This window comes from Candidatus Pelagibacter sp. HIMB1521, from assembly GCF_052047875.1.
Classification (GTDB): domain Bacteria; phylum Pseudomonadota; class Alphaproteobacteria; order Pelagibacterales; family Pelagibacteraceae; genus Pelagibacter.
On the sequence record NZ_JBNAIZ010000004.1, the window covers coordinates 52,071 to 71,574 of the forward strand.

General features: G+C 31.0%; 21 protein-coding genes. 9 read left to right on the forward strand and 12 right to left on the reverse strand.

Going from position 1 to position 19,504, the window contains the following annotated elements; translation table 11 throughout:
• Positions 1-101 precede the first annotated feature (101 nt).
• Genes ACTTA5_RS02190 through ACTTA5_RS02205 form a run of 4 tightly spaced genes read left to right on the forward strand, consistent with a single transcriptional unit; the run spans position 102 to position 5,208 of the window.
• Positions 102-1,358, forward strand: coding sequence for a sarcosine oxidase subunit beta family protein (locus tag ACTTA5_RS02190; protein WP_440614112.1), 1,257 nt, complete (start codon positions 102-104; stop codon positions 1,356-1,358).
• On the forward strand, positions 1,359-1,628 hold the full coding sequence (locus ACTTA5_RS02195) for a sarcosine oxidase subunit delta (RefSeq protein ID WP_075506172.1): 270 nt from the start codon (positions 1,359-1,361) through the stop codon (positions 1,626-1,628). It begins immediately after the preceding gene.
• Positions 1,628-4,624, forward strand: a complete 2,997-nt coding sequence (locus tag ACTTA5_RS02200; protein ID WP_440647545.1) for a sarcosine oxidase subunit alpha family protein — start codon at positions 1,628-1,630, stop codon at positions 4,622-4,624. Before ACTTA5_RS02195 ends, ACTTA5_RS02200 begins: the two co-directional genes overlap by 1 nt.
• Positions 4,621-5,208, forward strand: a complete 588-nt coding sequence (locus ACTTA5_RS02205; RefSeq protein WP_440647547.1) for a sarcosine oxidase — start codon at positions 4,621-4,623, stop codon at positions 5,206-5,208. Before ACTTA5_RS02200 ends, ACTTA5_RS02205 begins: the two co-directional genes overlap by 4 nt.
• Here the strand turns inward: ACTTA5_RS02205 and ACTTA5_RS02210 are convergent, their stop codons facing one another.
• From ACTTA5_RS02210 to purE, 7 genes are all read right to left on the reverse strand, one after another.
• Positions 5,209-6,060: a DMT family transporter gene (locus ACTTA5_RS02210; RefSeq protein ID WP_440647549.1), complete on the reverse strand. Its 852-nt coding sequence runs from the start codon at positions 6,058-6,060 to the stop codon at positions 5,209-5,211.
• 20 nt (positions 6,061-6,080) lie between these two features.
• The gene (locus ACTTA5_RS02215) at positions 6,081-6,521 is read right to left on the reverse strand and encodes a hypothetical protein (protein WP_440647551.1); all 441 of its coding nucleotides are present in this window, start codon (positions 6,519-6,521) and stop codon (positions 6,081-6,083) included.
• Between the two features lie 3 nt (positions 6,522-6,524).
• Positions 6,525-7,271 carry an aspartate/glutamate racemase family protein gene (locus tag ACTTA5_RS02220; RefSeq protein WP_440647553.1) on the reverse strand — a complete coding sequence of 249 codons (747 nt, stop codon included), beginning with the start codon at positions 7,269-7,271 and terminating at the stop codon, positions 6,525-6,527.
• Positions 7,272-7,408: 137 nt separating this feature from the next.
• Entirely contained in the window at positions 7,409-7,615 is a 207-nt protein-coding gene (locus ACTTA5_RS02225) for a cold-shock protein (protein ID WP_075506166.1), read from the reverse strand.
• Positions 7,616-7,738: 123 nt separating this feature from the next.
• Positions 7,739-8,206 (reverse strand): GNAT family N-acetyltransferase, encoded by a 468-nt coding sequence (locus tag ACTTA5_RS02230; protein WP_440647555.1) that lies wholly within the window; start codon positions 8,204-8,206, stop codon positions 7,739-7,741.
• 1 nt (position 8,207) lies between these two features.
• A complete protein-coding gene (locus tag ACTTA5_RS02235; RefSeq protein ID WP_440614120.1) occupies positions 8,208-9,254 on the reverse strand; it encodes a 5-(carboxyamino)imidazole ribonucleotide synthase in 1,047 nt (348 codons plus the stop codon).
• A gap of 1 nt (position 9,255) precedes the next feature.
• Complete coding sequence (purE, locus tag ACTTA5_RS02240) at positions 9,256-9,747, reverse strand: 5-(carboxyamino)imidazole ribonucleotide mutase (protein WP_262590420.1); 492 nt, start codon at positions 9,745-9,747, stop codon at positions 9,256-9,258.
• 91 nt (positions 9,748-9,838) lie between these two features.
• Between purE and ACTTA5_RS02245 the strand changes: the two genes are divergently transcribed.
• The 4 genes from ACTTA5_RS02245 to ACTTA5_RS02260 are packed head-to-tail and all read left to right on the forward strand — an operon-like array spanning position 9,839 to position 13,248.
• Complete coding sequence (locus ACTTA5_RS02245; protein ID WP_440647557.1) at positions 9,839-10,804, forward strand: membrane dipeptidase; 966 nt, start codon at positions 9,839-9,841, stop codon at positions 10,802-10,804.
• A 3-nt stretch (positions 10,805-10,807) separates the two neighbouring features.
• A complete protein-coding gene (locus ACTTA5_RS02250; protein ID WP_440647559.1) occupies positions 10,808-12,469 on the forward strand; it encodes a hypothetical protein in 1,662 nt (553 codons plus the stop codon).
• Between the two features lies 1 nt (position 12,470).
• Entirely contained in the window at positions 12,471-13,088 is a 618-nt protein-coding gene (locus ACTTA5_RS02255) for a DUF3726 domain-containing protein (RefSeq protein ID WP_440647561.1), read from the forward strand.
• Positions 13,081-13,248 (forward strand): hypothetical protein, encoded by a 168-nt coding sequence (locus ACTTA5_RS02260; RefSeq protein ID WP_440647563.1) that lies wholly within the window; start codon positions 13,081-13,083, stop codon positions 13,246-13,248. The genes ACTTA5_RS02255 and ACTTA5_RS02260 overlap by 8 nt, the downstream gene beginning before the upstream one ends.
• Here the strand turns inward: ACTTA5_RS02260 and ACTTA5_RS02265 are convergent.
• The 5 genes from ACTTA5_RS02265 to ACTTA5_RS02285 form a co-directional block, all read right to left on the reverse strand.
• A complete protein-coding gene (locus ACTTA5_RS02265; RefSeq protein WP_440647564.1) occupies positions 13,245-13,790 on the reverse strand; it encodes a hypothetical protein in 546 nt (181 codons plus the stop codon). The genes ACTTA5_RS02260 and ACTTA5_RS02265 overlap by 4 nt on opposite strands.
• Before the next feature lie 150 nt (positions 13,791-13,940).
• Complete coding sequence (locus ACTTA5_RS02270; RefSeq protein ID WP_440634385.1) at positions 13,941-15,299, reverse strand: aminomethyl transferase family protein; 1,359 nt, start codon at positions 15,297-15,299, stop codon at positions 13,941-13,943.
• Positions 15,292-16,020 carry a methylenetetrahydrofolate reductase gene (locus tag ACTTA5_RS02275; protein ID WP_440647565.1) on the reverse strand — a complete coding sequence of 243 codons (729 nt, stop codon included), beginning with the start codon at positions 16,018-16,020 and terminating at the stop codon, positions 15,292-15,294. The genes ACTTA5_RS02270 and ACTTA5_RS02275 overlap by 8 nt, the downstream gene beginning before the upstream one ends.
• Before the next feature lie 57 nt (positions 16,021-16,077).
• Entirely contained in the window at positions 16,078-16,965 is an 888-nt protein-coding gene (locus ACTTA5_RS02280) for an ABC transporter permease (protein ID WP_440618189.1), read from the reverse strand.
• A 57-nt stretch (positions 16,966-17,022) separates the two neighbouring features.
• Positions 17,023-18,033 (reverse strand): glycine betaine ABC transporter substrate-binding protein, encoded by a 1,011-nt coding sequence (locus tag ACTTA5_RS02285; protein ID WP_440647566.1) that lies wholly within the window; start codon positions 18,031-18,033, stop codon positions 17,023-17,025.
• Between the two features lie 273 nt (positions 18,034-18,306).
• Here ACTTA5_RS02285 and ACTTA5_RS02290 point away from each other — a divergent pair, with 273 nt between their 5' ends.
• The gene (locus ACTTA5_RS02290; RefSeq protein ID WP_440647567.1) at positions 18,307-19,494 is read left to right on the forward strand and encodes an aromatic ring-hydroxylating oxygenase subunit alpha; all 1,188 of its coding nucleotides are present in this window, start codon (positions 18,307-18,309) and stop codon (positions 19,492-19,494) included.
• Positions 19,495-19,504 lie beyond the last annotated feature (10 nt).

The window sequence follows — 19,504 nt, forward strand, 5'->3', positions numbered from 1 at the left end:
TTTTGCATAATAATTATCTTATTTGAGATTTTTCGAAACTTCTAAAATATATATATAAAAAAAATAAGAACTATTTAAATTCATTAATATAAAATTCTAATATGCAAAAGTATTCTATTTTTAGCTTGGTTAAAAATGCATTAACTGGCCATCAAAATTGGGATTTAGCTTGGAAAGATCCAAATCCTAAAGAAGAGTATGATGTTGTTATCATCGGGGGTGGTGGTCATGGTTTAGCTACCGCATATTATCTAGCTAAAGAGCATCAAATTACAAAAGTAGCCATCATTGAAAAAGGATGGATTGGCGGTGGAAACGTTGGACGTAACACTACAATTATCAGATCAAACTACATGCATGATGAAAATGGTCTTTTCAGTGAGTTTGGAATGGATCTATGGAGAAAGATGAGTCAGGACTTAAATTACAACGTAATGTTTTCTCCAAGAGGAATTATTAATCTTGCACACTCAGATGCACAAATGAATGCATATGCAAGAAGAGGAAATTCGATGAGATTAAATGGAATTGATGCGGTTCTTTTAAACAGAGAAGAAGTAAAAGAATTAATTCCAATGGCTGACTTTTCAGACAACGTAAGATTTCCGATCTTTGGTGGATTGATGCAACCAAGTGCTGGAACTGCTCGTCATGATGCAGTTGCTTGGGGGTACGCTCGTCAAGCAGACTCTATGGGGGTAGATATAATTCAAAATTGTGAAGTCACAGGTTTCGATGTTTCTGCGGGAAAAATAAAAGGCATCAGAACATCGAGAGGAAATATTAAAGCAAAAAAAGTGGGTCTATGTGTTGCTGGTAGCACAAATATTTTAGCAGAAAAATTAAATATGACTTTGCCAATTGAAACTCATCTTTTACAAGCTTGTGTTTCTGAACCAGTGAAACCAGTTTTAGATAAAGTTGTAACTTTTGGTGCAGGTCATTTTTATATTAGTCAATCAGACAAAGGTGAAATGGTAATGGGTGGAGACCTTGATGGTTACAATAGTTACGCTCAAAGAGGTAATCTTCCAACATTACAACATGTTTTAACTGAAGGAATTGCGATGATGCCATTTTTAAGTAAATTAAAAATGCTAAGAACTTGGGGTGGGATTATGGACATGTCAATGGATGGTTCACCAATAATTGATAAAACTCATATTGATGGTTTGTATTTAAATTGTGGATGGTGTTACGGAGGCTTTAAAGCAACTCCAGCATCAGGATGGACATTTGCACATACTATTGCTCAAGATAGAGTTCATGAATTAAATGCAGGATACAGTTTGAACAGATTTAGTACTGGTCATCTTATTGATGAAAAAGGTCTTGGTACAAAAACTTGGATTTCATAAATGTTACATATTAAATGCCCACATTGTGGAATGAGATCTCAAAATGAATTTTCTTATGGTGGAGATGCTACTGTTAAAAGACCAGAACTAAATAAAGAAGTCACAGATCAAGAATGGGATAATTTCGTATACAATAGAGTTAGTCCCAGAGGAAAACATTTAGAACTTTGGCAGCATTTATCTGGTTGCAGACAGTGGATAAAAGTTGAAAGAGATACTGCAACACATGAAATTTTTAAAACTTATAAAGCTAACGAAGAAATTGCTTAATGACACAGAGTTATCGAATAGAAACAGGTGGCTTAATAAATAGAAATAAAAAAATTTCTTTTAAGTTCAACGGCACATCTTATTTTGGATATGAAGGTGATACATTAGCTTCAGCTTTACTAGCAAATGGTGTTCATTTAGTTGGTAGAAGCTTTAAATATCACAGACCTAGAGGGTTTTTTGGTGCAGGAGTTGATGAACCTTACGCTGTTGTTCAACTTTATAGAAATGGTGAAACGGAGCCAAATATTAAAGCAACCGAACAAGAATTATTTGAAGGATTAGAAGCAAGCAGTGTTAATTGTTGGCCAAGTGTTAACTTTGATATTGGAGCTATAAACAATTATTTAAAAATATTTTTACCTGCTGGATTTTATTATAAAACTTTTATGTGGCCAAAAAGCTTTTGGTACAAAATTTATGAGCCGTTTATCAGAAAAGCAGCTGGATTAGGAGTAGCATCAACAGAACATGATAAAGAAAGATATGAACATAAATATGAGTATTGCGATCTTTTAATTGCTGGATCTGGACCATCAGGTTTAGCGAGTGCGTATTCTGCAGCGAAAAATGGAGCCAAAGTAATTTTGGCTGAAGATAAACCAAGATATGGTGGTTCATTATTAACAAGTGATGTGAATATCGGTAACCAATCTGGAAAAGATTGGGCAGACGGTATCATTTCAGAATTGAAAGAGATGCCAAACGTAATAGTAAAAAATAGATCTCAAGTTTTTGGATATTATGATCACAACATGTTGGTAATGTCTGAAAAAGTTAGTGATCATTTACCTAAAACTAAAAAATATCATCCAAACAAAAGACTTTGGTACATTAGAGCAAAAGAAGTTCTAATTTCATCAGGATCAATCGAAAGACCAATTGTTTTTGGAAACAATGATACTCCTGGAGTAATGCTTTCATCTGCAGCTAAAGAATATTTAAAAGTTTATGGCGTCTTAGTTGGAAAAAAACCTTTAGTGTTTACAAACAATGATAGTGGCTATGAAACTGCAATTGAATTTAAAAAACATGGAGTTGAGCCTATAGTTTTAGATTCTAGATCAAATCCACAATCAGAAATTATTGATGAAGCAAAAAATTTAGGAATTAATATTAAAAATTCATATGTAGTAGTTGCAGCACAAGGTTATAAAAAAGTAAAATCAGCTGATGTGGCAACTATTTCTGAAGACAAGAAAACACTTGGCAAAATAGAAAATATAGTTTGTGATTGTATATGTGTTTCTGGATTTTGGACACCTACAATTCATTTGGCATCACAATCAGGAAATAAAACTAAATTTAATGAAGAGATAGACGCGTTTGTTCCAGGAGTTTCAAAACAAAATGAAACAACTTTGGGAGCTGCTAACGGTGTGTTTACTCTAGAAGAAACTTTAAAAACATCATTTGAAAAAGGAAAGGAATTATCAAAAAAAATTACCGATAAAGATAACGAAATATCTATTCCAAATGTAGTTGAAAAAAAATATTCTAAACATGATAAGTTTTGGTGTGTTCCATTACCAAAAGGTAAAAGTTATAAAAGATTTTTAGATTTCCAAAATGATGTTGCTGTTTCTGATGTAGAGATTGCATTAAGAGAAGGTTATAGATCAATCGAACATGTAAAAAGATATACCACTTTAGGTATGGCAACAGATCAAGGAAAAACAAGTAATCTAAATGGACTACAATTAGTATCTGAGATTGAAAATAAAGTTGTTCCGTCCGTTGGCCACACTACTTTTAGACCTCCTTATACACCTATTTCTATCGGTGCTATTGTTGGTAGAGAAGTAGGAAAGCATTCAAAACCAACAAGAAAATCTCCAATTCACAATTGGCATGAAGAGCATAACGCTGTTTTTGTTGATGCAGGAGTTTGGTTAAGACCAAGATATTATAAAAGAGGAAATGAAACTTTGTTCGAAGCTTCAAAGAGAGAAGCGAAAAATGTAAGAACAAATGTTGGTGTTTGTGATGTAACAACTCTTGGTAAGATCGACGTTAAAGGTCCTGATGCTGCTGAATTTTTAAATAGAGTGTACACAAATGCATGGTTGAAGTTACCTGTTGGAAAAGCAAGATATGGAGTGATGTTAAGAGAAGATGGGATAGTGATGGATGATGGTACAACTACTAGAATTTCAGAAAACCATTATCACATGACGACAACTACTGCTCAAGCAGCTAATGTCCTTTCGCATTTAGAGTATTATTTGCAACTTGTTTGGCCTGAACTTAATGTAAATGTAGTTTCAACAACTGAGCAATGGGCAGGAGCTGCCATAGCTGGTCCTAAATCAAGAGATTTATTACAGAAATTGTTCCCTAAAACAGATGTATCTAATGAAGGTCTTCCGTTTATGGGATATGTCGAGGGTGATTTATTTGGTGTTAAAGCTAGAATTTTCAGAATTTCATTCTCAGGTGAATTAGCTTACGAAGTTAATGTTGAGTCTGATAACGGAACATTTATGTGGGAAAAAATAATTGAACTTGGAGAAAATTTTCAAATTCAACCATATGGAACTGAAGCATTGTCTACACTTAGAATTGAAATGGGTCATGTTGCAGGTTCTGAATTAGATGGAAGAACAATTCCTTACGACAATGCATTAGAAGGGTTATTGAGTAAAAAGAAAGATTTTATTGGAAAAAGATCACTACAGAGATCAGCTTTTGTAGCTGAGGATAGACAGCGAATTGTAGGCGTTGTTCCATTGGATAAAAAAACTAGTATTCCAGAAGGTTCACACTTAGTTAAAGACGCTAATGCTCCTTTGCCGAATAAAAAATTAGGTCATATCTCAGCTTCTTGTTGGAGTGTTGAGCATGATAATCCATTTTCACTAGCAATATTAAAAGATGGAAAAAATATGATTGGAGAAAAATTATTTGTAATGTCTCCATTAAAAAACAAAGTTATTCCAGTAGAAATAGTTTCATCACATTATGTTGATCCAAAAGGAGAAAGAGTTAGATCATGAGTTTAATTTCAGCTTTAAATAATGTGCATACAAAAGGTCAATTTGGAGATTTTGAAGGTAAAGATGAAAAAAATTTACTTTCAATATCTGAAACTACTAATTTATTAATTGTACAGATAGTTCAGTATAAAAGTTCAAACTCATCATTAGACAATATACAGGTAGATGGTCTAAATTTAAGAGACAATCCATCTTTAGTTAGCTCCAATGATAACACAAGAATACTTTGGAACGGTCCAAGAAATTGGATTTTAGTTTCTAAGAAAAAGGACATTTTAAATGAAATAGAGCAAAAATTTAATGAGAATGAATTTGCAATAACAGACATATCTCATTCAAAAGCAATAATCGAAATTGAAGGTAAAGAGGCTAAGGAAGTTTTAAAAAAAGGATGCCCATTTAATTTTGGTGAGCTAGAAAAAAATCAATCTTTAAATTCCACTTATAACGGAATGTCAGTAACTATTGATATGCTTGATGATGATCCAGATAAATTTAGAATATTTGGATTAAGAAGTTTTGGTGAATCTCTTTATCACTCAATAACAGACGCATCTTTAGAATTTGGATATATTGCAAAGTAATTATTTATCTCTAGTAGCAATATAAACACCAATAGTAGCTATAAAAAATCCTAAAAGATCTAAATTAGATAATTTCTCATTTAAAAATAACCATGCCATGAACGCAGATGTGGGAGGAATTAAAAAAAATATCGAAACTGTTTTGCTTGCGGAATTTTTTTTAATTAAGAACATAAGTATTGTGAATGCTCCAAAGGACACTAAAAAAATTTGATGACTCATTGCAATTATAAATGTTTTTGAAAATTCAATGTAAGGATCAGCAAAGAAAATTATAATTAATAAATGAAATGAAAAACCCCCAAGTGCTTGGTTCATGTTACTTACTGATAAGGGTAGGTTATTACTTATTGTTTTTTGCCAAAGAGTTGAACTTGTTATTGCTATCAAAGCTATAATGGTTGCAATTAATCCAGCAGTTGGAATTTTTGATCCAATTTCAAAACCTAGAACCAAAGATGCTCCAATAAATCCCAGTAAAACACCTATCCATTGTTTAATAGAAACCTTCTCTTTAAGTATTGGTCCACTTAATGCGTTAGTTAGTATTGGCTGAAGTGTTACAATTAAAGCAGCAAGGCCAGTAGGCATTCCAATAGAAATTGAATAAAAAACACCTCCTAAATAAAATCCATGAAAAAGAACTCCACTAAAAAAAGATTGTAAAAAATTTTTTTTATTTACAATTATTTTCTGCTTTGAATAAATAGAATAAATTAAAAAACCAAATGCTACTATTGCAAATCTAAAGGCCAATGCAGCAAAAGGATCGCTGTAATCTATTATTGGTTTTGTAGTTATGAATGCTGATGACCAAAGTAAAATAAATATAAATGGAAATACCTTAATCACTGTAATTATTAATTTAAAATTTAATCAATTAAATTTAATTTAATCAAATTTTTTTGCTTAGTTTCTTTACACCACATTTCGTAACTTTCACAAACTCTCCAGAGATGATTAAAGGCTCTTTGAGATAATTCCAGAGGGAAATGAGTTTTTGTATAATATAATTTTGGTATCTTTAGCAAAAATTTAACCATTGAATCTTTTTGAATTTCCAAAAGCCTTAATGTTTCTTCGTTAATTTTTTTACCTGTAATTTTATCAATAAAATTGTTTTCTTTTAATTCTGATATCCATTTTTCATGAAATTCTCCTGAACTAATTAAATCATAATCTTTAGTTGTCATAAAAATTTCAAATGCTTGGATGTTATTAACTTCAGGATTTTGGTTTTTTATTTCAATTATTTTAGAATATATTAGTTCAGCAACTCTTAAAACATAGGGCTTATCAATTTTAGATGTCACTGTTTATCTTTTGTGTTTCTGCATTGCAGAGTGAGCAAGAATTAAATTTGGATCCAAAAATATTTTTGAAGATTTAATATTCTTGAATGATTTAAAAGCAAATATTGCAATTGGTAACTCAGTACAACCTAAAATTATTTTTTTACACTTCATTTTTAGCAAATATTTTATAGCTGGTTTAATAGCTTTTTCAGCAGCTCTAACATTGCCCATTTTTACAAACTTGATTGCTTTATTTACTGAATTTTTTTGAAGATTTTCAGATGGATTAACCAATTGATAGGTTTCGTCAAAAAATTTATTATACACTCCAGTTTTTAAAGTACCTTCAGTGGCCAATAAACCAACTTTTGAATTTTTTTTACAATTCTTTTTTGTAAATTTAAAAACTTCTTTTGGCATATTTATAATTGGGATATTGATTTTTTTTTGTAGATCATCAAACCAATAATGTGCTGTGTTACATGGAATAACAATAAATTTGCATTTATTCTTTTCTAATAACTTGCAACCTTCAAGAAGACTTTTTAATACTTTATTATATTTTGTTTTATTGGATTTATTTGTATTTAGATTTGATAAGTTTTTTGTTTGAGTACCTATAGATTCTGGTCTTCCTGGAATATTTGATTTGTTGTATAAAACAAACAAAGGATACTCTTGATCAATTTTACCTCTATTTAGCACTGCAAGCTTATTGCAAAAATCAAGACCAGCTTGAGTACCCATTCCACCTAAAATTCCGATCATAAATTTTTTATTATTTTAAATACAACTTATATAATTAAATTTTTTGACTAAAAGTTGTTTTTTATAAGATTTGGTACTGGCTGAATAAAATTATTTATAAAAAAATAAATTTTTTTCAGCCAATAGGAAGTGTGAAATTATGCAGTTTTTAAGTTAACTGCTGAAGGACCTTTAGGACCATCTTCAACATCGAAAGTCAAAGCTTGACCCTCATCTAAACCGTTCATACCAGCATCTCTTACTGCTGAAACATGTACAAACACATCTTTTTCTTTGTCTTCTCTTTCAATAAAACCAAAACCTTTGGTTGGATTGAACCATTTTACTTTACCTGTTAGACTCATATTATTTCTTCTTACTTTTTGTTATATTAATTATTACTTAAAATTTATAATTAAGTAATTTTGGCTTTCTTTAGATTTTAAAGGGTTTTGTCAACAAAATAGAGAAATTATTCGATCTTATTGTCAATCTGTAGCAATCAATTTAGTCAAATAAACAGAATTAACATCTTCTTTATAATGAGCAAAAGGTTCACAAGGCTCAAAACCACAAGATTTAAAGAGTTTTCTAGCAGGAATAAAAAAATTTCCAGCACCTGTTTCAATACTTAATCTTTTAATATCTAATTTTTTTGCCTCACTTATTAGATGATTAATAACAATAACACCGTGTCCTTTTTTTCTAAAATTGTCATGAATTCTAATTGATTTAAATTCTCCGTGACCCGCATCTAAAAATTTTAATGCACCACATCCCATTAATTGATCGTTGTTATATAAACTCCAGAATTTAATCGATGGAACTTTAAGACCAGGGATGTCTAAAACATGAGCACTTCCCTCTGGTGAGGCAGCTCTAAGTTCAACAAAATGCTTAGTTAAAAGCTTGTGAACTTCTGGATCATCGAAATTTCCTTCAATTGATTTTAACATTTTATTCTAGAATAGTGATGTGACCCATTTTTCTTTTATCTTTAATTTCTTTTTTTAAATAATCAAAAAAGAATTCATTATCTTTAAGTTTTGGAGAATTTCTATAGTGAGATATTTGATCTCCTAATAGATTTATCATTTTTGCATTTGATAATTTTTTTAAAGGTATCTGTTCAAGTCCACAAACAGCTCTGATGTGATTTTCAAATTGACTTACATTAAAAGCATTAATTGTTAAATGCCCAGAATTATGAACCCTTGGAGCAATTTCATTTACATAAAGATTATCATTTCTATCTATAAAAAATTCTACACATAGAGTACCGACATATTTAAGCTCTTCAGCAATAAGAATTGCCCAATCTTTGGATTGATTAAATATTTTTTCATTTATATCTGCAGGTATCTTGGAATGTTTTAAGATCTGATCTTCATGGGTATTTTCGATAGGTTCATAGATTTCATATTTATTATTACTAAACCTAGTTATGATAATTGATATCTCTTTTTTAAGTTTGACCAATTTTTCTAAAATATATCCTCTTGATAAATCCAATTTAAGATTTTTTAATTCTTCTAATGATGAGACAGGGTGTTGCCCTTTACCGTCATAACCTAACGTTGTAGTTTTAATTATACCTGGTAAAAAATCTTCAAGGACATCAATATCAGATTGATTTTCAACTGAGACGTATCTAGTTGTTCTTATATTTAATTTATTTACAAAATCTTTTTCTGCTAACCTATGTTGAATTAATCTATTTACTGAAGGTTTTGGTAAAACTGGTTTTAACTTATTGATATCATTTAATGTTTCATATGGAATGTTTTCGAATTCATAAGTTACGATATCAACTTTGTTTACAAATTCATTTATTTTTTCTTTATCATCATATTTTGCACCAATAAATTCATCACAAAAATTTTGAGCTGGTGCTTCCAAATCATCACAAAAAATTATTATCTTTATTCCTAATTTTTTCGCAGCTATTGCAAGCATACTTCCTAATTGGCCGCCACCAATAATCCCAAGAGTAATATTAGACATTTTATTTTGGAGCTCTTTTAACAGATTTAGTTTGGTTTGATCTCCAACTTTTTAACTTATTTTTGATTGAAGAATTATTAATAGCCATTATTTCAGCTGCAAGTAATGCAGCATTAATAGCACCATCTTCTCCAATTGCTAAAGTACCAACAGGAATTCCTTTTGGCATTTGAGCAATCGAAAGTAAACTATCTAAACCTTTTAATTTTTTACTTTCAATCGGTACACCCAAAACTGGAATTTGAGTTAATGCAGAAATCATTCCCGGCAAATGTGCTGATCCACCAGCTCCAGCAATAATTACCCCAATATTATTTTTTTCTGCCTTTAATGCAAAATCGTACATTCTCTTTGGGGTACGATGAGCAGAAACAATTTTAGTTTCAAACGAGACACCTAATTGTTTAAGAGTTTTTTCTGCTAATTGCATAGTTTTGTAGTCTGATTGACTACCCATAACTATTGAAACTTTTTTATTAGTATTTTTTTTCATGAAAATAGCTCTCTTGTTTATTTCAAAATTAATCAAAAATTTCAATAAAATTAATAGTATTTCAATTTAGATTGATTAATCTTATTTCGTTATGAATTTTAAAATCGATAATTTGCAATATTGCAATTGGTCTAGAAAAATTTTTGAAACAAACAGAGCTGCAGGTTTAGATGCAGTTCATGTAACCATAGTTTATCATGAAGATTATGATGAACTACTAATAGAATTAAATAAGTGGGAAAAAATTTTCGAAGCAAATTCTGATCTTATATTTCTGGGAAAAGATTTTAAAGATATTGAAAAAGCAAAGCTTGAAAACAAAACTGCAATATTTTTTGGTTTTCAAAATTGTTCACCAATTGAGGATGACATAGGTTTGGTTGAAAAAGTTCATGAACTTGGATGCAGATTTATGCAACTAACTTACAACAATCAATCTCTTCTTGCTACCGGTTGCTATGAAAAAATTGATAGCGGAGTAACTAATTTTGGAAGAGAGGCAATAAAAGAAATGAATAGAGTAGGCATCGTTGTTGATATGTCTCATTCTGCAGAAAAAAGTACAATGGATGCAATTGAAATAAGTGAAAAACCAATTGCGATTACACATGCAAACCCTGCTTTTTGGCATGCTGCAAAAAGAAACAAGTCTTCAGATTTGCTTAAGATGCTCAGTGATAGTGGAGGAATGTTAGGTTTATCTTTATACCCACATCACTTGAAAGAAAATACTAATTGTACTCTTGATAGTTTTTGTGAAATGGTGGCAAAGACTGCAGAAATTATGGGAGCAAGTAAAATTGGTATAGGGTCAGATCTTTGTCTTGATCAACCCGACAGCGTAGTTGAGTGGATGAGAAATGGTACTTGGACCAAAACTAAAAATTACGGAGAAGGATCAAAAAATAAACCAGGCTTTCCAAAACAACCTGATTGGTTTGAGGACACAAGAGGATTTGCAAATATAGAAAAAGGTCTCAAAAAGATTGGATTTTCAGATGATGAGACACATGGAATACTAGGAAATAATTGGTACAATTTTTATAAATCAATTTAAGTTATGCAAGTAGAACTAAGAGATCCAAATACTATTATGAAATTATCTCGATTGGGATCTTTTCATCAATCTAAATTATCTTTTTTAAGAAGTTTTTTGAATGAATTTAAAGACTGGGAATATAAACAAGATTTGTTTAATTTAGATGAAAATGGTTATGGTGAGGCAGTATATTCATTTAAAAAAGACAAAAGAGTTTATTCTTTAGTTTGTTTTGCAAATCATATTAAAGATGAAGAAAGATCAGACAGAGTTATAGCTACTAAGTGGGACGCAGCCTTTACACTTCATGATGGAGTACCAGGTAAAAAAGATATTGAAAGATTAAAGAATGAAGTTCCTAAACAAGAAGTTGGAAGACTTTCTTATAAAGAACTTACATTATCTAGAGCAAATAAATCTGTAAGACTATTTAATCATGTAACAGAGAATTTAAGTCAAGGATTACAACCAGATTTAAATTTATTATCAAAAGTTGGCTATTTATACAGAACTACTGCTGTTTATGGATCTGGTAAATTTGGTTTAGCAGATAGGTTTAGAATTAAAAATCGTGAGGAAATTAACGGACCATTTAGATTAGAAATGATGCTGGTTTATCTTGTAAGACAGTTTACTTTTGACCAAGTTAATCATGTTGCCTTTCATAAGAACCCAAAAAAAGCAGTTAAACTAGATGAGCAAATCTCTAAAAATCTAGGTATTGGAAATTCTACTGGATTAGGAATGGCACCTTTTATTGTTAATCATCCAACACTTTTAAATAACTGGATCTTAAGTAGAGAGATAGCATTAAAAAAAATTAGAGAAATTAAAGATGTAAATAAAAAAGATAGTGAACTGTTTGTTGATTGTGTAAAAAAATCATTAACAAATATCACAAGCTGGAACACTGATAGTGAGTATCAAAAAAATAAAATTAACAATCTACTAAAAGATGTTCAAAAATTTTTGAAATTCATTGAGAATGATTTTGATTTTACAAGAGAATATCCTTTCAATAGTATTTATGAGTGGCTTGAGCAAGAAACATGTGAAGAATGTATTGAATATGTTGTATCCATTATGATGGAACCATATAGTGAAATAACCGAACCTTTAGTAAAAGAAATGAGCTCTGATGAAGAAAAATATTTTAACATACCAGCTCATCGGACTGTTGAAGATTTAAGAAATATAATTGAGAAAAAATATCCAAATATTTTAGAAATTAATTTTGAAAAAAAAGAAAATAATCAAAATTTTTGGTTTATCTCAAAAAATAAAGAAGAGCCAAGATTAGCTGATAGATTTGAAGAACATGGTTCAGAATTAGAACAACCTTTAGCCATAGCCAGAGACATAAAAAAACTTTACGAAATATTATTGGTTTCTAAAAATAGTCAAACCGTATCTGACTTTTTAATAAAAAACTCTGATTTAAGACATGTTATTAGAAGGGTTTTTATAGTTGAAAAATTTCCTTATTCAGAAATTCAAGATAATACAATTGGTAAAAACATAATGCCTATAGATATGTTGAGATTGAAGCTATCTTTCTTTGGGGCTTTAAAATTTGACCCAAGATCTGACAAGTGGTTAAGAATTTGTATGTTTCAAGGAGCGCCCTTACCTCATGAATTAAAAAATTATGATGAGCAGTGGGTTTATAAAACTAACATTTAACATGAAATCATTTAGTGAAATTGAAACTACTGTTAAAAGAGCTGCTAAAGCTAGTGGATATTCCTGGGGAGTTGCTGAAGAAACAGCAAAGTGCGTAAGACTGTTAGAATCCTTTGGTCTTCCAGGTATAAAGCACATAAATAAATATTTTTCTCAAAGGAAAGAAAATAGTTTTCAAAATTTAAATCTAATATTAGAAAAAAATCTATCTTCAGCAAAACCTTATTGTCCAATTATTCTTGGTGTTAGTTTTTTAGATCAATCAAAATCTTTAGAATCTTTTAAAAAAATTGAACTAAATAACGTTGCTTACCCTTCAATATTTTTAGCTTTTGTAAGTAGAGCATCAGAAATTATTGGTAAAAAAATTCATCTAAATCTTGATAAAAAAGAAATTATTTTAAATTTAAATTTAAATTTAAATATATATTCTAATATTGCTAATAACGAATTTCCGACTGTTGCAAATCATTTAGAAATAAGTTTTCTGGAAAATATTGATAACTTTTCAGAGGAAGAGTGGAAGAATTTGTACAAATTATCCGAAGATACTTTTGTTGAAGAATCCGAGAGTTTAAAACAAGGTGGGGCAGGTGCAGGCCTAACAGATAATGACTGATAATTTTGATGAAATTAAGGATCAAGAATACAGTGAAGATTTAAATAATATTTGTGATGAGTGTAAAGAAGAGGATGAGAGTGTATCTCAAAATTTAATTTTAACTGGCTTTAAAATTTGTAAATCCTGTAGAGTTTCAAAAACTATTTTTCCAATCTAGCTAATCTGATTAGTTGGAAGCATGTTCATTCTACTCATTACAAAAGTAATTGATAGAAAAGCTATTATCAAAAAAGATAATAAGACTATACCAAAAGATTTAAAATTAGATTTTAAATTTAAAATTTCTTTTGTTGAAATGATCAGACCTGCAAAAATCCAAAATTGAGTAAGAAAAATTATAGGTATCATTAAATCTGGAGTTACTGCAAAAAATCTTAATAAACCAGGAGCATGAGCAAAACCAACTGCGGTTAGAACTTTTTTAAATGATACTTTAGTTTGTTTATCTGGAAAAAGTTTAACACCTATTACAAAAATGAAGATTGCCCATATTAACCAAGTAACTATTGCTGTTAGACCTGACATTCCTATTGCAGTTTTAATGACAGTGTTAGCTGCTACTGCACCAGCAACTCCATCTAAAATCATGATTAAGCCTGCAAAATATATGGAAGCTTCACCAAAATTTTTGTTATCAGAATAAAGCGTCTTATCTAATTTTATTGATTTGAAAACGATATTTAAAAATTCACCAAACATTAATTTTTATCTCTTTTATTTTTTTGAGCTTTATATGAAACAATTAATGGAAATACTATTAAAGCAATCGCAATAATAATGCAAATTGCTATTAAAAACCCTTTTGTCATTGAAATTTGGGGGAGTTTAAATAACTCCCCCTAAATAAATTTAGCCTTTTACAACTTCTCTTGTGTTTGCGTTGAAAGACTCTTTGAATGGAATATCCACTACTACAGCATCAACAGGTGTTCCTGGAGTTTCTGAATATTCTGCAGGTAGATGAACTTTATATTTAGTTCCCACTTTTCCTTTTGGAAAACCATTTGCATTTAATGTTCCATCGAACGGAACATATCCCATTGCAATGTTTGTTTTCTTTTCAGGATGCCACCATGGTGACGTTAAAAATCCTACTGGATCTCCACCACTTTCAGGAGAAACTAACCAAAAGTCAGGTGCATAATTATCAATAGGTTTACCACCTAATTCCATACCAACTAGTTGAAGTTTGTATGGTTTTTTACCTGCTTTTAATTCTTCTTTCATCTTTTCTAGTGCAGCCTTACCAACATAATCAGCGGTTTTGTTCCATTCTCCTTTTCCAGACAAAGAAACTTGATAACCTAAATTACATTGGAACGGATTGTGTTGTTGATCCATGTCTTGTCCCCATGAAAGAATTCCTGCTTGAATTCTTCTGTGGTGAGCAGGAGCAATGACCATCAAGCTGTGTTTTTTTCCAGCTTCAAGCACAGCATTCCACATATCCTCAGCATATAAAGTAGAGTTTCTTAGATAAATTTCATAACCAGCTTCTCCTGAGAAACCAGATTGTGAAATCACAACATCTCTTCCACCAACTTTTGCTTCAGCTAATCCATAGAAAGGCATATTATCGAAATCTACTTGATCTCCACATAAATCTTTCATTAATGCTTTTGATTTAGGACCTTGAATTTGAACTGGGCTCACATCAATTTCTTCAATTTTACAATCAAATCTTCCATCTGCGTTTACACCTTGAAGATATAAACCAATATCAGAGTCTGATAATGAAAACCAAAATTCATCTTCAGAAATTCTTAAAAGAATTGGATCATTCAAAACTCCACCATATGCATTACATAGAATTACATATCTTGCTCTCATTGGTGAAATTTTAGTTGCATCTCTAGTGATCACATAATCAGTAAATTTTTCTGCATCTGGACCCTTAACTCTTATTTGTCTTTCAACAGCAACGTTCCACATAGTTACATGGTTTACGATAGCATCGTATTCAACCATAGCTCCACCATCTTCAGGTTTTACATAACCTCTTGGGTGATAAATACGATTGTATACAGTTGCTCTCCAACAACCTGCCTGCATTGATAAATGCCAATAAGGTGATTTTCTTACCCTTGTTGAAATTAACATTTCAACTTTTGTTGGCCCACTTTGTCTTAAGTTGTATGGCACTTCTCTGTCTGACTGATCAACAGAAGTAACATGTTTTAATTTAGTATAGTCAAATTCATTAGACATAACTATTCTCCCTCAACCACTTGTTAGTTTCCTTCAAGCCGCCGAATGTATAAATGTGGAAGTTATCAGTGTGCGATTTAACTTTCCCAATTAAATCATTAGGGTCTTTAGGTTTCAATAAATCTAACGCCTTACTAAAATTAGATTTAAGAAAGTTTAAGGAATTTTTTGCCCCAACAATATTAGCAAATTTAATTAAGCTAGATATTTTTAAGGGCCCAGTGATTCCAACATGCACTGGTACGCTTTGTTTAGAAATAAAATCAACAATAGGCTGAGGATCTAATAACCATTGAGTTACTATATAATCAGCGTAAGGCTTTTTATCTATCATTGCTTTTTCTAAATCTGTGTCGGATATATCAGGACTCCCTTCAGGATGTCCAGCTATTCCTATTTTCATTTTTTCAAAATAACCTGTTTCTAAAAGTTGAAATGAACTATCAAATTTTCCAAGAGGCTCTCTTCCTCCTCCAATAATTAAAGCTTGCTTCACTCCTCCATCTTTGCATCTTGTAACATAATCTTTAAGCTCATTTTCATCATGCATTGACCTTGCTGGAAAATGTGGAACAGGATTAAATCCTTTTTTTACAAGCTCTACCGCTTTATCTGCTGTTTCTTTATAATCTCCTCCTGGAAGCATAGTGATATAGACATCACTTAATGGAGGTAAAGTTTCAAGATCTGTTTTTGGACCAATCTCCAAAGAAAAATTCATATTTCGGATCTTTATTGATTTTGAAATATGAGTCTAGAAAATTCGTTTGCGCTAAAATTACTTCTTAAGCTGACCTCTGTGCTTTTGAATTCTTTGTCCGTACTGCTGAGTAACCCTGTCGAAGATAATTGCTAAGGCTACGATAGCTAAACCATTCATCATTCCTAATGCCAAATATTGGTTAGAAATTGCTTGTAAAATAGGCACTCCAAGACCTTTTACACCTATCATAGATGCAATCACAACCATTGCTAAAGCCATCATAATCGTTTGGTTAATTCCAGCAAAGATTGTTGGAAGCGACAACGGAATTTGAACTGATTTAAGTTTCTGCATTGGAGTTGCTCCAAATGCCTCACTTGCTTCTAAAGTTTCTTTATCTACTTCTCTGATCCCCAGATTTGTTAGTCTTACAATTGGAGGTAAAGCATAAATACAAACTGCTAAAAGCCCTGGAACTTTTCCTATACCGAGCAACATAATAATTGGAATTAAGTAAACAAAACTAGGTATAGTTTGCATCATATCTAATATGGGCAAGATCGCTTTTTCTGCTCTTTGAGATTTAGACATAACAACACCAATTGGAATTCCAACCGCTATGCAAACAAGCGTAGATACAGATATTATGGCTACAGTTGCCATGCAATTTTTCCACATCCCAAAATAACCAATAATTAAAAAGCATACCACTGTACCTATGGTTAATTTTATACTTCTAGATCCAATCCAAGCTAGCAATGCAAATATACCTATTACTATAGGCCAAGGACTATTTATTAATAATTTTTCTAGCCAGATTAAAAAATATAATAAGGGATCAAAAAAACTTTCGATACCTTCTCCATAAGCTCTTGAAAATTCCTTAAAACTAAAGTCGATTCCTTTTTTAAGCTCTCTAAGAGCTACTCTGTCCATTACTGGTATTTTACTAAAGAAATCCATAAATTCTTTTTATTTAAATCGAACCCGTTTTACAACGGGTTCGATAATTTTATTTAATTAAAGTGCTTTTTTTATTTTTGCAGCAGCATCACTTGAAACCCATTTAGACCAAACACCTTCTTGTGTTTTAAGGAATTCAATTGCAGCATCTGCACCTTCAGCTTGGTTTTCTCCCATCCATACCAACATCGAGTTCATAACTGGGCCTGGGTAAGTTCTTTTTTCCAAGTAACTCATACCTTCTGCACCAGCAGTTTTTTTGTAGTTGTCGGTAGCGATAGTAAATACTTCAGATTTTACCCATGAAGATTTTTTAGGAGTACCACATTCTTGTTCAGGTTTTACAAGACAATTATCCCAATTCTCTTTTCCACCCCATTCTCCCATGTCAACTGACTGAAGATTGTATTTTCCTACTAAAGAAGTTGGTGACCAGTAATAACCAAACCAGTTTTCTCCTCTTTCAGCAGCTTTAGCAATTGAACCATCAAGTCCTGCAGCAGAACCAGTTTCAACAATTGCCCAACCTTTTTCCTCCATACCCCAAGCTTTAAAGTGTTGCTTGTTAATTAATTCACAAGCCCAACCTGGAGGACAAATGTGGAAGCCACCTTTTGAAGGATCTTCAGGATGAGGGAATAGATCAGGTCTTTCTAAAATTGCAGCAGCTGTTGTTAGTTCAGGATTTTTTTCTAGAGTAGCAGGTAATACCCACCATCCTTCACCTAAACCAGTGATTGGAGCTGTATTAATGGAATGCATTTTGCCTTCATCAACAGCTTTGTTCAAAGCAACTATTGCAGCGTTAGCCCAAAATTCTGGAGCAACATCTGGCTCACCTTTTTCTTGCATAGACGTAAAAGTAGGCATTGTTGCACCTGGCACCAATTCTACAGAACATCCATAACCTTCTTCTAATATAATTTTATCAACTTCAGCCATAAAGTTTGCTGAGGCCCAGTTCATATTAGCGATAGTAATATTTCCACAAGCAGCATTAGCTACACTTCCAAAAGAAGTAAGACCAAAAACAACGGCTAGGGAAAGAAGTATTCTTTTAATTTTCATTATATCTCCCAATATTTGATTCATTTAAAAATCAAGTTGAACATATTGAGAGAAATATTGCAAATTAAATTCAATTATGAGTTGAAGTCAAATTGTCTTTAACTATGCAATAAATTTAGTTATGGTTTTAACATGAAATTTTCTGCAAATTTTTTTTTCAAAGAGTTTGTTTATATTTTAAATTGCAAAACAGTTTTTCAGCAAATCATTATTAGAGAGTCGTAATTTTTAAACCCTAAATTAATTTTTTAATTAATTAATTAAAGGAGGTTTATGAATTTAAATAAAAAATTATCAGACATCTTAGATCCTAAAAAAATAGAAGTTGTTAAAAATCCTATAGAGAAAGCTCACGGATTACCTAATGAGTGCTATTTGAATGACGATTATTTAGAATTTGAAAAAGAAAAAGTTTTTAAAAATAATTGGACGATGGTTGGTGTTGCAAGCTCTGTTCCAAATCCTGGTGATGCAAAGCCTTTTAATCTTTTAGATATTCCAATATTAATAGTTAGAAACAAAGAGAATGAGATAAAAGTTTTTCACAATGTTTGTAGTCACAGAGGTTTCAAATTAGTAGACCAAGAATGTAAATTAAAAAATGTAATAAGATGTCCTTATCATTCATGGTCTTATGATTTTAATGGTAAATTAACTGTTACTCCTCATATAGGAGGACTAGGGAAGCATGATGTAGAAGGGTTTGATAAAAATAATAGCAACTTAAAAGAAATTAAATCAAAAGTTTGGATGGATTTAATTTTTATTAATATTAATTTTAATGCAAAACCATTTGAAGAATTTATTAAACCTTTAGAAGATAGATGGTCTAAATTTATTTCTAAAAAAGATCAGCAATTAATAAGACATGCTTCTGACAATGGTTACTTTAATATGAAAGTAAAAAGTAATTGGAAATTTGCTATTGAGAATTATTGTGAAAGCTATCATTTGCCATGGATACATCCAGAATTAAATAGAGTTTCAAATATTGCAGATCATTATCATATTGAAGATGAAAATTTTAATTTTTCTGGACAAGGAAGTGATAAATATTCACAACAGTTTGATGGAAATATAAAATTTAAATGTTTTCCAAATTGGCCGGCAGAACTTTCTGAAAAGTCAGAATATGTATCATTATATCCAAATGTAATGCTAGGAATTCATATTGACCATTTTTATGCGTTTTGGTTAGAACCAATTTCAAACAATCAAACAAAAGAACACTTTGAATTATATTATATCGGAGATGAAAGTGCTTCGAGTGATGAGTTTAAAGGTATACGAGAAAAAAATTTTGCATTTTGGCGCGAAGTTATGAATGAAGATGTAACTGCAATAGAAGGAATGCAAAAAGGGCGAAGTTCACCGGCTTACAATGGTGGAAATTTTTCGCCTGTAATGGATACGCCTACTTTGATGTTTCACAAATGGGTTGCAACAAATTTAACAAAATGAAAGGATAAAT

Coding starts and splice junctions, on each gene's coding strand:
- ACTTA5_RS02265 (WP_440647564.1), bottom strand. CDS start 13,790: ATGTTTGGTGAATTTTTAAATATCGTTTTCAAATCAATAAAATTAGAT.
- ACTTA5_RS02225 (WP_075506166.1), bottom strand. CDS start 7,615: ATGAGTCTAACAGGTAAAGTAAAATGGTTCAATCCAACCAAAGGTTTT.
- ACTTA5_RS02275 (WP_440647565.1), bottom strand. CDS start 16,020: ATGAATTTTTCTTTGGAGATTGGTCCAAAAACAGATCTTGAAACTTTA.
- ACTTA5_RS02205 (WP_440647547.1), top strand. CDS start 4,621: ATGAGTTTAATTTCAGCTTTAAATAATGTGCATACAAAAGGTCAATTT.
- ACTTA5_RS02245 (WP_440647557.1), top strand. CDS start 9,839: ATGAATTTTAAAATCGATAATTTGCAATATTGCAATTGGTCTAGAAAA.
- ACTTA5_RS02255 (WP_440647561.1), top strand. CDS start 12,471: ATGAAATCATTTAGTGAAATTGAAACTACTGTTAAAAGAGCTGCTAAA.
- ACTTA5_RS02190 (WP_440614112.1), top strand. CDS start 102: ATGCAAAAGTATTCTATTTTTAGCTTGGTTAAAAATGCATTAACTGGC.
- ACTTA5_RS02270 (WP_440634385.1), bottom strand. CDS start 15,299: ATGTCTAATGAATTTGACTATACTAAATTAAAACATGTTACTTCTGTT.
- purE (WP_262590420.1), bottom strand. CDS start 9,747: ATGAAAAAAAATACTAATAAAAAAGTTTCAATAGTTATGGGTAGTCAA.
- ACTTA5_RS02220 (WP_440647553.1), bottom strand. CDS start 7,271: ATGATCGGAATTTTAGGTGGAATGGGTACTCAAGCTGGTCTTGATTTT.
- ACTTA5_RS02230 (WP_440647555.1), bottom strand. CDS start 8,206: ATGTTAAAATCAATTGAAGGAAATTTCGATGATCCAGAAGTTCACAAG.
- ACTTA5_RS02200 (WP_440647545.1), top strand. CDS start 1,628: ATGACACAGAGTTATCGAATAGAAACAGGTGGCTTAATAAATAGAAAT.
- ACTTA5_RS02250 (WP_440647559.1), top strand. CDS start 10,808: ATGCAAGTAGAACTAAGAGATCCAAATACTATTATGAAATTATCTCGA.
- ACTTA5_RS02195 (WP_075506172.1), top strand. CDS start 1,359: ATGTTACATATTAAATGCCCACATTGTGGAATGAGATCTCAAAATGAA.
- ACTTA5_RS02285 (WP_440647566.1), bottom strand. CDS start 18,033: ATGAAAATTAAAAGAATACTTCTTTCCCTAGCCGTTGTTTTTGGTCTT.
- ACTTA5_RS02235 (WP_440614120.1), bottom strand. CDS start 9,254: ATGTCTAATATTACTCTTGGGATTATTGGTGGCGGCCAATTAGGAAGT.
- ACTTA5_RS02290 (WP_440647567.1), top strand. CDS start 18,307: ATGAATTTAAATAAAAAATTATCAGACATCTTAGATCCTAAAAAAATA.
- ACTTA5_RS02260 (WP_440647563.1), top strand. CDS start 13,081: ATGACTGATAATTTTGATGAAATTAAGGATCAAGAATACAGTGAAGAT.
- ACTTA5_RS02280 (WP_440618189.1), bottom strand. CDS start 16,965: ATGGATTTCTTTAGTAAAATACCAGTAATGGACAGAGTAGCTCTTAGA.